This is a genomic window from Actinotignum timonense, from assembly GCF_002860685.3.
Lineage (GTDB): Bacteria > Actinomycetota > Actinomycetes > Actinomycetales > Actinomycetaceae > Actinotignum > Actinotignum timonense.
Genome location: NZ_CP136960.1, coordinates 979,953 through 992,150, shown reverse-complemented (window position 1 = coordinate 992,150; position 12,198 = coordinate 979,953). Strand labels below are relative to the sequence as shown.

Genomic DNA, 12,198 nt, shown 5'->3' with positions numbered 1-12,198 from the left:
AGTGTGTTCCTTATCCGTTACGAAGCGCGTTATCCGTTACTTAGTGCATCGGCACCGGAGACGATTTCAGTGATCTCGGTGGTGATTTCAGCCTGGCGCGCGTTATTGGCGAGCCGGGTGTACTTCTCGATGAGTTCGGCGGCGTTATCGGTGGCCGCGTGCATCGCCTGCTGGCGCGAGGCGAGTTCGGAGGCCGCTGCCATGAGAAGAATCGAGGAGATACGTTTGCGAACATACATGGGCACGAGCGCTTCGAAAACGTCGTGTGCCGAAGGTTCGAAATCGTAGAGCGGTTCGGTTTCTTCCGTGCCACCGCCCGAGAATTCCGATCCGGTATCCTCCAGATCGCCTTCCCCGTAGTCCACGATGGCGAGCGGCAGCATATGGCGCACCTGCACCACCTGGCTCACCATCGATTCGAAGCGGGTGTAGACCACATGTACTTCGGCGACGCCGCCTTCTTCCGGCGGGGCGGTGAAAGCATCGAGAAGGGTACGCGCGATTTCATCGGATTGCTCCGGATCGGGCTTATCCGAGGTGCCGCTCCACTCCCCGGCGATATTCACCCCGCGGAATTTGAAGTACTGCAGGCCGCGCCGGCCGGTCACGTACAGCACCGGGTCCTTACCTTCGGCGCGCAGATTCTCCACGGTGCGTTCTGCTTCGCGCAGCACATTGGCGGAATAGGCTCCTGCCATGCCGCGGTCGGAGGTCACCACGAGTACCGCCACCCGATTGGTATCGGTGCGTTCGCGCATCAGCGGGTGCTGGGCATCAAAATCATGGCGCCCCACCAGCCCGAGCGCGCGGGTTACCGCCCGCGCGTAGGGGTCCAGTTCCTGCGCCTCCCGGCGCGCCGAGCCGATACGCGAGGCCGCAATGAGCTCCATCGCGCGGAACACCTTCTGCAAGGTGCTCGTCGCCCGAATTTTGCTCTTGTAAATCCTCTGTTCGCCGGCCATCGATTAACCCTTCGTCGGCCGCGCGAGAGTTTCACGGGCCTGCTCGGCCGGGACATCCTCTTCCCCGCCCGCGGGCAGGTTTTCGGCGGTGCGGTAGGACTCCGTGAAGGCGCTGACCGTGGCTTCCAGTTCGGCTTCGAGATCCTTATCCATCTCACCGGTGGAGGCAATGGTTTCCAGCACCTTGGAGTTGTGCCGCACGTAGTCGAGCATGCGGGCTTCCCAATCGTGCACCTTCTCCACCGGGACATCATCGAGGTAGCCCTTCGAGCCGGCCCACACCGAAACAACCTGTTCCTCAATGGGGTACGGGGTGTACTGCGGCTGCTTGAGCAGCTCCATGAGGCGCTCACCGCGGGTGAGCTGCTGGCGGGTGGCCGGGTCAAGATCGGAGGCGAACATCGCGAAGGCCGCCTGGGAGCGGTACTGCGCCAGGGTGATCTTCAGGGTACCGGCAACCTTCTTCATAGCCTTGATCTGCGCGTCGCCACCCACGCGGGATACCGAAATACCCACGTCCACGGCCGGGCGCTGATTGGAGTTGAAGAGGTCGGACTGCAAGAAGATCTGACCGTCGGTAATGGAAATAACGTTGGTCGGAATGTAGGCCGAGACGTCATTCGCCTTGGTTTCCACAATGGGAAGGCCCGTCATGGAACCCCCGCCCAGCTCATCGGAGAGCTTGGCACAGCGTTCCAGCAGGCGCGAATGCAGGTAGAACACGTCGCCCGGGTAGGCTTCACGCCCCGGCGGGCGGCGCAGCAGCAGGGACACAGCGCGGTAGGCTTCGGCCTGCTTGGAGAGGTCATCGAACACGATGAGCACGTGCTTACCTTCGTACATCCAGTGCTGGCCGATGGCCGAACCGGTGTAGGGAGCCAGGTACTTGAAGCCAGCCGGATCGGATGCCGGGGAGGCCACGATGGTGGTGTATTCCAGCGCCCCGTAGCGAGCCAGGGTGCCGCGCACCGAAGCGATGGTGGAACCCTTCTGGCCGATGGCCACGTAAATGCAGCGCACCTGCTTGGAGGGATCCCCGGTTTCCCAGTTCTTGCGCTGGTTGAGGATGGTGTCAATCGCGAGGGCGGTTTTACCGGTCTGGCGGTCCCCGATGATGAGCTGGCGCTGCCCGCGCCCGATCGGGGTCATCGAGTCAATAGCCTTGATACCGGTTTCCAGCGGTTCGTGCACCGACTTGCGCATCATTACGCCGGGAGCCTGCAGCTCCAGGGCACGCCGGCCGCTGAGATTTTCGATTTCGCCCAGGCCGTCAATCGGCTTGCCGAGGGGGTCCACCGTGCGGCCGAGGTATCCGTCGCCCACCGGGACGGAGAGCACCTCACCGCTGCGGCGCACTTCCTGGCCTTCTTCAATATTGGAGAAGTCACCGAGAACGACGACGCCGATTTCGCGCTCTTCCAGGTTCATCGCCAGTCCGCGGGTGCCATCCTCGAAAACGAGAAGTTCATTAGCCATCGCACCGGGCAGGCCGGCCACGCGGGCGATGCCGTCCGCCGTCATGGTGACGTGACCAACTTGCTCACTCTCGGACTGCTCCGGCGTGTAGCTACGCACGAAGTTATCGAGCGCTGCCCGAATCTCTTCGGGCTGGATTGTCAGATCAGCCATTCTTTTTCCTTACCTGTTGCTCGCCGGTGCCGCCGGCATGACCGCGACTTTATCGCGTACATCTTTAATTCTGGACTGCAGCGTCGCGTCAATAACATCCGAACCGTGCTGGATGCGCATACCGCCCACCACAGCCGGATCTACCGAGACGTGAATGGAAACTTCAGTTCCGTACATCGCGGTCAGGGCGCGCTGGAGGCGTTCTTCTTGCGTGGCCGTGAGCGGCTGGGCTACCAGCACCGATACGCCGGAAACCTCACCCAACTCAGCTGCCTGGGCCGCGTATTCCATGAGCGAGGCCGCCAGGGTTGCTTCCCGCACCCGCGCCAGGGCGCGATGTGCCAGCACCCGGGTTTCCTCCCGGATATTCGGAACCACGCGATCAAAGAGCGCGGCGCGTTCCTCCGCGGAGTATTCCTCGCGAGAGAGCGTAATGCGCAGATCGGGAGTTTCTTTGAGGGTGCGCATGAGCTGGTAGAGCTCATCTTCCACGCCGGAGAGCACCCCGGCGCCACGCGCCCGCACCAGCACGGCGTGCGCACCGAGGGTATCCACGGTCGTGACGAGATCAGCGTCCTCCGTCCACGTGCGCCCCGCCACCGCGCGCAGCACCGCGAGAACCGGTGCGCTCACGTGGGCGGCGAAAATGGCGCTTGCCAGGCTTTCCCGTGCCGCCCCGGCCCGCGTGGTATCCGCGAGGGTGCCACGCAGGGAAGGAGAAGCATTGATGGCGTCTGCAGCGGCGAAAAGTTCGCGCGCCAAGTCAATTTCCTGGCCGGGATGCTCCTGAAGCAGCGCGTCCCACTCGGCGGTGACCGCGGCGGCGGATTGCTTACTCGTGGACCGCATTACGCCCCCGTTCGCGCCTGCTCCTCGAGATTATCGAGGAACGAATCAACAACGCCCTGGTTCACGCTCGGATCGAGGCGAATCTGTTCACCCACGATACGACCGGCCAGCTGCGAGGCCATGGTGCCCAAATCCGCGCGGAGAATCCGCGCGGCGGCGTCGGTATCAGCTTTAATCTGAACCTGAGCCGCGGCGGAAATACGCCGCGCTTCTTCGCCGGCTTCCCGGCGCGCACGCTCGATAATATCGGAGGCATTGGATTGTGCCTGGGCGCGGATATCCGCTGCTTCACGCACCGCGGCATCCTTTTCGGACTGGATGGTGGCGCGTTCCTGGGCCACTTCCTCCCGGGCACGTTCGGCAGCGAGCAAACCTTCTTCGATTTTCTCCCGCCGCTCATCAAGCATCTTCGTCAGCGTCGGCCAGGCGAATTTATACACCGCGATGGCGACGATGAGGAAGGATACCGTGCCCCACAGCAGATCCGGAATGGCCGGAATGATAACACTGTGTTCTTCAGCGAGATACATTGCTTAAGCTCCGAACACGAAGCCCGCGGCGAAGCCGATCAGGCCGAGTGCTTCGGTAAAGGCGATGGACAGGAACATATTGACGCGCAGGTAGCCGCGGATCTCGGGCTGGCGTGCGGTAGCTTCCTGGTTCTTCGCACCGATGAGGCCGACGCCGATGCCGGGGCCGATAGCCGCGAGACCGTAACCGATGGTCGCGAGAACTGCTGCAGATCCAGTCATGGGATTGTCCTTTTCTTGTTGTTTTAGTGGGCGGAAATAGAAAGTTGGATATACGCGGCGGTGAGCAGGGCGAAGATATACGCCTGCAGGCACGCCACGAAAAGTTCAAAGACGGTGAAGAGGATACCGGCCACCAGCGTGACCGTACCCAGGCCAATGCCGAGGCCCCCACCCATGGAGAAGTAGAGCGCGTGGGTGCCCAGGAAGCAGAGCACGAGCAGCATATGCCCGGAGAGCATATTGGCCAAGAGACGGACCGTCAGGGTGACGGGCCGAATAATGAAGGTGGAGAGCAGCTCAATGGGCGTCATGATGATGTAAATCGGCCAAGGCACCCCGGGCGGGAAGAGCTGTTCCTTGAAGAAGGTACCCGCCCCGCGTTCCTTCATACCCGCGATAATGAAGGCCACGTACGCCACCACGGCGTAAATGAGCGGCATACCAATAACCGACGTACCCGCGAGCTGCAAGCCCGGGATGACGCCGGTTAAGTTCATAAAGAGAGTGCCGAGGAAAATGGTAGCGAGCAGGGGCTGGTACTTGCGTGCCTGCCCTTCGAGAATTTCTTCACCGATCTGCACCCGCGAGAAGTCCAGCAGGGATTCCATCGCGGCCTGCGCGCGACCCGGAATGAGCTTGGCGCGCTTGGCGTAGATAACGCAGAAAACCAGAAGAACTAAAGCCGCAAGAAGACGAATCACCATCACGCGATTCATCTCAAATGGCGTGCCGGCGAAGAAGATGGGGGCGGGGAAGAATTCCTCAACTCCCGGGGCGTGGAACCCGTCGTTCTCCATCGGCAGGCCGAGCATGCTCAGATTCGCGAACGAACCGACTGCCATGCGCTCACCCTCTCCATCGAATCTTTCCGCGGCGGGAACCCCGCCTAAACGGCACTGCTAACCTATCTTAGCGTGGAAATCACATTTGTCATCACCCTGCGGCGCTGAACTTTCCCGCCGTGAGCAGTGTCCTACGTTACTCTTACGGCTCGTTCCTGGCTAGGACTTAGCGCCCGGTGCGCAGATCTTCCTGTCGATCAACGCTACTATCACCGCGCAGATCAGCGCGCAGCACCACCCAAGATTGCACCGCGAGCGCGCAAATAATCAGCCCGGCCAGTGCCAGCGCCGCGGTTCCCACCGAGGCCCCGGTGAGGGCCCGCCAGGCTCCGAGCCCGCCGAGCACCACCGCGAGTTTGACCGCGTAACCGCCCAGCGCCCATCCGGCCCCGCCGGGCAGATAGCGCGCACTGGCCCAGCTGATCGCCTGGAGTACCAGCGCGATGAGGGTGGCCCAGCCCACGGCACGGGCGTGCTCGGCTTGACCGGCAAGCAGGCATCCCGCCGCCCCTATTATTCCGACGACGACGCATCCGAGCGTGGCGCTCAGTTGGGCGCGGTAGAGCAAGCACGCGGCACCTCCGCCCGGGGCGGCCGGCCGGCTGGATTGGGCCCTCATGGTGTCTCCTCAGCTTTCTGCACGGGCTCTGTTTCCGATGCCGGCAGCGTTTCCAATGCCGGCAGCCCAATTTCCGGAACCTGCACCGCTTCCCGTTCCAGCTCAACTTCGGACATGGGCGCATCACCGGCGTTCTCATCCGGAATGCGCTCCCCGCGCGCGGCCGAGCTCCGCCGTCGCCCGAACATTCCGAAGGTGACCACGCAACCGAGCACCACCCCGGCGGCGCCAATCAGGGCGACGTGCCGGGCCGGAAGCACAATCAGCAGAATGCAGCTGAAGGAGAAAATAGCCGTCCACAGATAGAGAATGAGCACGGTGCCGGTATGCGAATGGCCCAGGCGTAGCAGGCGGTGGTGGAGGTGGCCGGCGTCGGCGTGGAAAGGAGACTGCCCGCGGGCCAGGCGCCGGGTGACGGCCCAGATGAAATCAGAGAGGGGCAGCACCACCACGGCGAGGGCCAGCAGCAGCGGCAAATACGCCGGGAGCGCGTAGCCGAGGGAGGTGGATTGCGGATCGATCTGCCCGGTGACCTGGATAGCCGAGGCGGCCAGCACCATGCCGAGCATAAGCGCGCCCGAATCGCCCATAAAGATACGAGCCGGGTGGAAATTATGCGGCAGAATCCCGGCGCACATCCCCACCGTGGCCGCCGCGGCGGCGCAGGCAACCGAGGTGTAATCCCCCGGGGTGGCATTGCGGGTAAGAATATAGGAATAAATAAAGAAAGCCAGGGAGGCAATCCCCACGATCCCGGCGGCCAGCCCGTCCAGCCCGTCCATAAAATTCACAGCGTTCACCGTGATGACCACCATGAGGATGGTGAAGAAAATCGATAGGCGGGTGGAGCCCACGGTCAGCCCCATAAAGGGCAGCGTGACGAACTGGACGCCCTGCCAGGCCATGACCCCGGCGGCCAGCACTTCGCCGGCCAGTTTCGTCATCCAATCGAGTTCCCAGATATCGTCGATGGCACCCACCAGGCACATGAGCCCGGCGCCCAGCCAAATCGCCCAGGCTTGGGAGGCAGGCCCGAGCACCCGGTGCAGGTAGGGGATCTGTGAGGCAATGGCGAACGAGGCCGAAAATCCCAAGAACATCGCCACCCCACCCAATCGCGGGATAGGCACGGTGTGGATATCGCGTTCGCGCACCTGCGTCATGGCGCCCACGCGCAGCGCCAGGCGCAGAATCGCGGGAACTAGGAAGTAAGTGATGGCGCAGCTGAGCACCATCATGAGCAGGTAGACGCGCATGCTCTCTCCTTCCTAGTGCTGTTGCCGTTCAGTCTAGCCGGCTCGCACCGTGCTTCAGTGCGGCGCCGCCGCATCGCTTCAGCCCAGCGGCACGATGGCGGCAATATCCTCATCAGCAATAGCGCCGTGGCGCAGGATCTGCGCCCGCTCTCCCGCGAAGCTCACAATGGTGGACGGCACCCCGCCCGGTGCGGTGCCCCCGTCCAGGTACACCGCGACTTTCTCGCCCAGCTGCGCACGGGCCTGCGCGGCGGTGCGGGCCGGGGCGTGCTCGGTAAGGTTCGCGGAGGAAACGGCTAGCGGGCCGGTGCGGCGCAGCAGCTCCAGAGCGAGCGGATGATCGGGCATGCGCAGCGCCACGGTTCCGTGGGTTTCGCCCAGGTCCCAGCCGATGCTGTTATTCGCGGGGAGGATGAGGGTGAGAGCCCCGGGCCAGTACGCCGCGGCGAGTGCGCGGGCGCCGGCCGGGATGGCGGAGGTCAAACGGGCGGCGTCCTCCATCGAGGCGACGAGCACCGGGGAGGGCTTATCGCGCCCGCGCCCTTTCGCGGTGAGGAGCCGGGTGACAGCCGCGCGCGAAAACGCATCCGCGCCCAGGCCGTAAACGGTATCGGTTGGGAGAACCACGAGCTCGCCGCGCGCGAGGGCGGCTACCGCGGCATCACATGTGTCCATATTCTGCCTCCAAAAAACGTTCCCGCCCGGCCAGGTCCCGGCCGGTTGCGGCCCGGGTGAAACCGAGGCTGCGGGCATATTCGCGCAGAGCCGCGCTTTGCGTCTCCGCGTGTTCGAGAACGAGGATACCCCCGCCCCGCAACAGCTGCGCCGCGCGCGCCACAAAAAGCTTGGGCAGGTCCAGGCCCTCCGCTCCCCCGCCCCACAGGGCCCGCGCCGGATCGGCACGCACTTCCACGCTCACCGGCGTATCGGGTGGAATATAGGGAGGATTGGCGACGACGACGCTCGCCGCGTGGTCCAGTTCCGGGAGCGGCTCGGCTACATCGTGGTGGAGGAAAGTGACGGGCGAACCGTAGCGGGCATTATTGGTGGCCGCCAGTTGCAGAGCCTGGGGATCTGCGTCGACGCCGATGACCCGGGCGGCGGGAACTTCGGTAGCGATACTCAGGGCAATGGCCCCGCTGCCGGTTCCCAGATCGACAACGAGGGGGCCTGCGGCTGTGGCGGCGGCGCGGGAGCGCGCCGCCGCTGCGTCGTCGTTCTTGAGAGACGCGGCGTTCCCGCAATTCTGCGCGGCCACGCAGGCGCGCACGTGCGCGATGGCGCATTCGGCCACGATCTCGGTTTCCGGGCGCACAATCAGCGCGTCCGGCGTGGAAACAAGCTCGAGGTAGCGGAAGTACATCCGCCCGGTGATGTGCTGGAGCGGTTCGCGCGCGGCGCGGCGGGCTAGGTAGGCCGCGAAAAGTTCGCGCTGCGCGGGCGGCGGGGTATCACGCGGATGGGGGCGCTTGCCCGCGACCGCTTCGGCCAGCCACCGGGCATCCGCGGCGGGTGAATCCACCCCGGCCGCGGTGAGCTGCGCGGTGGCTCCGGCCAGCAAGTCCGCCCAGGTGGTCATAGCGCTCGGCTACTTTCTACTTTTCTACTTTTCTTCCGCGGCTTCCATGCGGGCCGCTTCGTCCATAATCCGGGCCGAATCGATAACGGCATCCAAGTCCCCATCGAGAACCGCGTCGAGATTATGGGCCTTGTAGCCGGTGCGGTGATCGGAAATACGATTTTCCGGGAAATTATAGGTGCGGATGCGCTCGGAGCGGTCCAGGGTACGCACCTGAGAATGGCGCAATTCCGCGTTTTCAGCGGCCTGTTGATCCAGCTGGAGCTGACGCAACCGGGCGCGCAACACCCGCATAGCGGATTCACGATTTTGGATCTGCGATTTTTCATCCTGCATGGAGACCACAATCCCGGTGGGAAGGTGGGTAATACGCACCGCCGAATCGGTGGTGTTCACGGACTGTCCGCCTGGCCCCGAGGAACGGTACACGTCAATCCGCAGGTCATTCGCGGCGATTTCCACTTCGCCCGGGTCATCCACTTCCGCGAAAACAAGCACCCCGGCGGTGGAGGTCTGGATGCGCCCTTGGGATTCGGTTACGGGTACGCGCTGCACCCGGTGGACCCCGCCTTCGTACTTGAGGTGGGCCCAGACGCCTTCGGAAGGATCCTCAAGCTGCCCGCGGGAACGGATGGCAACCTCAAGGTCCTTATAGCCACCCAGCTCGGTTTGGTTGGCACCCAGCACTTCCCAACTCCAGCCCTTGGAGGTGGCGTAGCGTTCGTACATGCGGGCCAGGTCCCCCGCGAAGAGGGCGGATTCTTCCCCGCCGGCCCCGCCTTTGATCTCCATAATGACATCGCGGGCGTCGTCTTCATCGCGGGGAATAAGGACTTCCGTGAGTTCCTGGGAGGCTGCTTCGTAGCGTTCTTCCATTCCGGGAAGTTCGGGACGGAAGAGTTCAGCATCTTCCCCGCCCTGGGAGATGATTTCCTTAGCTTCGGTGAGGTCCTGTTCGGCCTGCAGGAAACGCCGGTACACGCGTACCACCCGCCCGAGTTCGGCATAGCGCCGCCCGAGTGAACGCAATTTATCCGGGGAGGAGAGAACTTCCGGGCTGGCCATATCCGCTTCGATTTTTTCAAATTCAGCGAGATGGTGCTCGGCAACCTCACGACGTGTATCAGCCATAACGAGGACCTTTCTTCACGCGCACCCAGCGCGTGCCCTGCCGCCACCGGAGAGTGGCGACCCTACCGACAATGGTGCAAAAAGAAAAGGAGCGCCCTTGCGGTGACGCTCCTTTCCGTGGCGCTTACTTCTTGCGCTTGCCGTAGCGTGCCTCGAAGCGAGCCACGCGCCCACCGGTATCCAGGATCTTCTGCTTGCCGGTGTAGAACGGGTGGCAGTTATTGCACACTTCCACGCGCATATGGTCACCGTTGTAGGTGGAACGGGTGGTGAACTCATTACCGCAGGTGCAGGTCACGGAGACCTCGTGGTAATCGGGATGGATTCCCTGCTTCATTATCTCTCCTTGGTTCGTAGCTGCCCCCGGGTCCGAGCATGGTTCTCCATATCACGGTGAACCGGGAGCCGACAGAAAATTATGGCACGGGCGGGCCGGCCGAGACAAGGTACCGTGCGCGTATCACATCACTATGTGCGCCACGCGCTCGGTACCCGGCCACCCGGCCGGCTCCTCCCGCCGTTTTTATTCGGCTTATTCGCCGCGCGATCCTTGCATGGAACGCATAATCGACACGAGGAATTCCGCGTTATTTTCGGTATTCCGCATCCGCTTGAGCACGAAGTCCGCCGCTTCATCCACTCCGAGAGTTCCCAGGGCCCGGCGCAGCTGCCAGATGACCTTGAGTTCTTCGGGCTTGTAGAGCATTTCTTCGCGGCGGGTACCCGAGGCGTTGATATCGATCGCCGGGAAGATACGCCGATCCGCGAGCTGGCGCGAAAGGCGCAGCTCCATATTGCCGGTGCCCTTGAATTCTTCGAAAATAACTTCGTCCATCTTCGAGCCGGTTTCCACCAGCGCGGAAGCGATAATCGTGAGCGAGCCACCATTTTCGATATTGCGCGCCGCACCGAAGAACTTCTTGGGCGGGTAGAGCGCCGCGGCATCCACACCACCGGAAAGGATACGCCCCGAAGCCGGTGCCGCGAGGTTGTAGGCACGCGAAAGGCGGGTGAGGGAATCGAGAAGAACCACCACATCCTGACCGAGTTCCACCAGGCGCTTGGCGCGCTCAATAGCCAGTTCGGAGACGATAGTGTGATCCGAAGCCGGGCGGTCAAAGGTGGAAGCAATCACTTCGCCCTTGACGATGCGACGCATATCCGTCACTTCTTCGGGGCGTTCATCCACGAGGACCACCATGATATGAACCTCGGGATCATTCGCGGCAATCGCCTTGGCGATCTGCTGCATAATCATGGTTTTCCCGGCCTTCGGCGGGGAAACAATGAGGCCGCGCTGGCCCTTGCCAATGGGGGCAACCAAATCGATGGCGCGAGTAGACAGGCCCTTACGTTCGGTTTCCAGGCGCAAAATCTCATCCGGGTAGACCGGGGTGAGCTTATTAAAGTCCGGGCGGCGCGCTGCTTCAGCTGCGGGCAGGGAGTTAATAGTATCCACCTGGACGAGCTGGTTACCGGACCGGTTATTGTTTTGATTATTGTAACGACGGCGCGGATTACGCTTGTTATTGCGGTTATTATGCGAGGAATTATCCTCATCGTGCTGGCGAATAGCACCCACCACGGCATCCCCGCGGCGCAGACCGTACTGGCGCACCAGCGCGGTGGAAATCTGCGCATCATTGGGGCCGGGCAGGTAGCCGCCGGTGCGCAGCACCATCTGGTTACCCTGGGTATCCACAATGCCGGCAACGGGAACGAGGGTATCTTCCGCCTGGCGCTTGCCGGCCGGGATATCCTGGCGTTCTTCACGCTCAACCTTCACGGCCGGGGCGGCGGTTTCCGCCTCGTGATCGGCGCGCTCCGCGCCTTCGCCCCGATCCGTGCGCTCGGTACGATCCGAGGTGCGCCGCGAGCGGCGGGCTTCTTCGTGTTCCTCACCGCGGCGGTTGCGCTTGCGGCGGCGGCGCTCCGAGGCGGTGTCATGATGGTCACCGGCGCGGCGTTCCGCGGCATCGCCGATGGCATCCAGGGCCGCGAGAGTATTTTCATCGCTGAGGGAATCGGAGCGGCGCGCGGCCTGGCCGGCTTCCTGCTTCGGTTCGGGCAGATCGATATGGACCGGTTCGCGGTGATCCCGGCGCACCCGGCGCCGCACCTTGCGTTCCTCGCGATCTTCTCGTTCTTCCCGGGGTGCGGTGGAAGTAGCCGAGGTGGCGGGGGCTGCTACCGGAGCGCTTTCCGCGCTGGGTGCCGAGGCCGCTGCAGAGCGGGCCGTGCGCGTTTTCCGGGCCGGAGCCGGTGCCTCAGCCGGAGCTTCCGCGGCGGCCGGGGCCGATTCTGCGGCTTTCGCGCTTTCCTTCTTCGCTGCGGTCTTTGCCGTGGTGGCAGCAGCGGACTTTTCGGGTGCCTTCGTAATATTGGCGAGGCTATCTTCCTTGCGGGGCCGCCCGCGCCGCGCGGGGCGAACTTCGCGAATGGCCGCGAGCAGGTCCGCCTTCTTAGCTTTCGGGTCAATGTCCAGGCCGAGTTCTTCGGCGAGCGCGCGCAGCTGCGGCACCCGCATCGTTGAGATTGCGCCTGATGTTGGGGTTTCCGTCACGAGGTTCCTTCCTCGG

The 12,198-nt window shown here is 63.3% G+C and carries 13 protein-coding genes; all 13 read right to left on the bottom strand.

What is annotated here, in order from left to right; genetic code table 11:
- Positions 1–29 precede the first annotated feature (29 nt).
- Positions 30–962, bottom strand: a complete 933-nt coding sequence (locus CYJ17_RS04110; RefSeq protein WP_026429106.1) for a F0F1 ATP synthase subunit gamma — start codon at positions 960–962, stop codon at positions 30–32.
- A 3-nt stretch (positions 963–965) separates the two neighbouring features.
- On the bottom strand, positions 966–2,591 hold the full coding sequence (gene atpA, locus CYJ17_RS04105; RefSeq protein ID WP_087069876.1) for a F0F1 ATP synthase subunit alpha: 1,626 nt from the start codon (positions 2,589–2,591) through the stop codon (positions 966–968).
- A gap of 9 nt (positions 2,592–2,600) precedes the next feature.
- A complete protein-coding gene (locus tag CYJ17_RS04100; RefSeq protein WP_087069877.1) occupies positions 2,601–3,440 on the bottom strand; it encodes a F0F1 ATP synthase subunit delta in 840 nt (279 codons plus the stop codon).
- Positions 3,440–3,970, bottom strand: coding sequence for a F0F1 ATP synthase subunit B (atpF, locus tag CYJ17_RS04095; protein ID WP_016441729.1), 531 nt, complete (start codon positions 3,968–3,970; stop codon positions 3,440–3,442). Before atpF ends, CYJ17_RS04100 begins: the two co-directional genes overlap by 1 nt.
- A 3-nt stretch (positions 3,971–3,973) precedes the next feature.
- Positions 3,974–4,192 (bottom strand): ATP synthase F0 subunit C, encoded by a 219-nt coding sequence (gene atpE, locus CYJ17_RS04090; RefSeq protein ID WP_016441730.1) that lies wholly within the window; start codon positions 4,190–4,192, stop codon positions 3,974–3,976.
- Between the two features lie 23 nt (positions 4,193–4,215).
- A complete protein-coding gene (gene atpB, locus CYJ17_RS04085) occupies positions 4,216–5,034 on the bottom strand; it encodes a F0F1 ATP synthase subunit A (RefSeq protein ID WP_016441731.1) in 819 nt (272 codons plus the stop codon).
- Between the two features lie 166 nt (positions 5,035–5,200).
- Entirely contained in the window at positions 5,201–5,653 is a 453-nt protein-coding gene (locus CYJ17_RS04080) for a hypothetical protein (RefSeq protein ID WP_087069878.1), read from the bottom strand.
- Positions 5,650–6,909, bottom strand: a complete 1,260-nt coding sequence (locus tag CYJ17_RS04075; RefSeq protein ID WP_234984404.1) for a glycosyltransferase family 4 protein — start codon at positions 6,907–6,909, stop codon at positions 5,650–5,652. Before CYJ17_RS04075 ends, CYJ17_RS04080 begins: the two co-directional genes overlap by 4 nt.
- A 78-nt stretch (positions 6,910–6,987) precedes the next feature.
- On the bottom strand, positions 6,988–7,584 hold the full coding sequence (locus CYJ17_RS04070) for an L-threonylcarbamoyladenylate synthase (RefSeq protein ID WP_087069879.1): 597 nt from the start codon (positions 7,582–7,584) through the stop codon (positions 6,988–6,990).
- Complete coding sequence (locus CYJ17_RS04065; protein ID WP_087069880.1) at positions 7,571–8,488, bottom strand: N5-glutamine methyltransferase family protein; 918 nt, start codon at positions 8,486–8,488, stop codon at positions 7,571–7,573. The genes CYJ17_RS04070 and CYJ17_RS04065 overlap by 14 nt, the downstream gene beginning before the upstream one ends.
- A 24-nt stretch (positions 8,489–8,512) precedes the next feature.
- A complete protein-coding gene (gene prfA / locus CYJ17_RS04060; RefSeq protein WP_087069881.1) occupies positions 8,513–9,619 on the bottom strand; it encodes a peptide chain release factor 1 in 1,107 nt (368 codons plus the stop codon).
- Positions 9,620–9,743: 124 nt separating this feature from the next.
- Positions 9,744–9,956 carry a 50S ribosomal protein L31 gene (gene rpmE / locus CYJ17_RS04055; RefSeq protein WP_016441737.1) on the bottom strand — a complete coding sequence of 71 codons (213 nt, stop codon included), beginning with the start codon at positions 9,954–9,956 and terminating at the stop codon, positions 9,744–9,746.
- Between the two features lie 195 nt (positions 9,957–10,151).
- Positions 10,152–12,182, bottom strand: a complete 2,031-nt coding sequence (gene rho, locus CYJ17_RS04050) for a transcription termination factor Rho (protein WP_087069882.1) — start codon at positions 12,180–12,182, stop codon at positions 10,152–10,154.
- Between the last annotated feature and the right edge of the window lie 16 nt (positions 12,183–12,198).

Bases quoted from the DNA above. Each gene is read 5' to 3' on its own strand.
- prfA (WP_087069881.1), bottom strand. From the start codon at position 9,619: ATGGCTGATACACGTCGTGAGGTTGCCGAGCACCATCTCGCTGAATTT.
- CYJ17_RS04110 (WP_026429106.1), bottom strand. From the start codon at position 962: ATGGCCGGCGAACAGAGGATTTACAAGAGCAAAATTCGGGCGACGAGC.
- atpA (WP_087069876.1), bottom strand. From the start codon at position 2,591: ATGGCTGATCTGACAATCCAGCCCGAAGAGATTCGGGCAGCGCTCGAT.
- CYJ17_RS04070 (WP_087069879.1), bottom strand. From the start codon at position 7,584: ATGGACACATGTGATGCCGCGGTAGCCGCCCTCGCGCGCGGCGAGCTC.
- CYJ17_RS04100 (WP_087069877.1), bottom strand. From the start codon at position 3,440: ATGCGGTCCACGAGTAAGCAATCCGCCGCCGCGGTCACCGCCGAGTGG.
- atpF (WP_016441729.1), bottom strand. From the start codon at position 3,970: ATGTATCTCGCTGAAGAACACAGTGTTATCATTCCGGCCATTCCGGAT.
- atpB (WP_016441731.1), bottom strand. From the start codon at position 5,034: ATGGCAGTCGGTTCGTTCGCGAATCTGAGCATGCTCGGCCTGCCGATG.
- rpmE (WP_016441737.1), bottom strand. From the start codon at position 9,956: ATGAAGCAGGGAATCCATCCCGATTACCACGAGGTCTCCGTGACCTGC.
- atpE (WP_016441730.1), bottom strand. From the start codon at position 4,192: ATGACTGGATCTGCAGCAGTTCTCGCGACCATCGGTTACGGTCTCGCG.
- CYJ17_RS04075 (WP_234984404.1), bottom strand. From the start codon at position 6,909: ATGCGCGTCTACCTGCTCATGATGGTGCTCAGCTGCGCCATCACTTAC.
- CYJ17_RS04065 (WP_087069880.1), bottom strand. From the start codon at position 8,488: ATGACCACCTGGGCGGACTTGCTGGCCGGAGCCACCGCGCAGCTCACC.
- CYJ17_RS04080 (WP_087069878.1), bottom strand. From the start codon at position 5,653: ATGAGGGCCCAATCCAGCCGGCCGGCCGCCCCGGGCGGAGGTGCCGCG.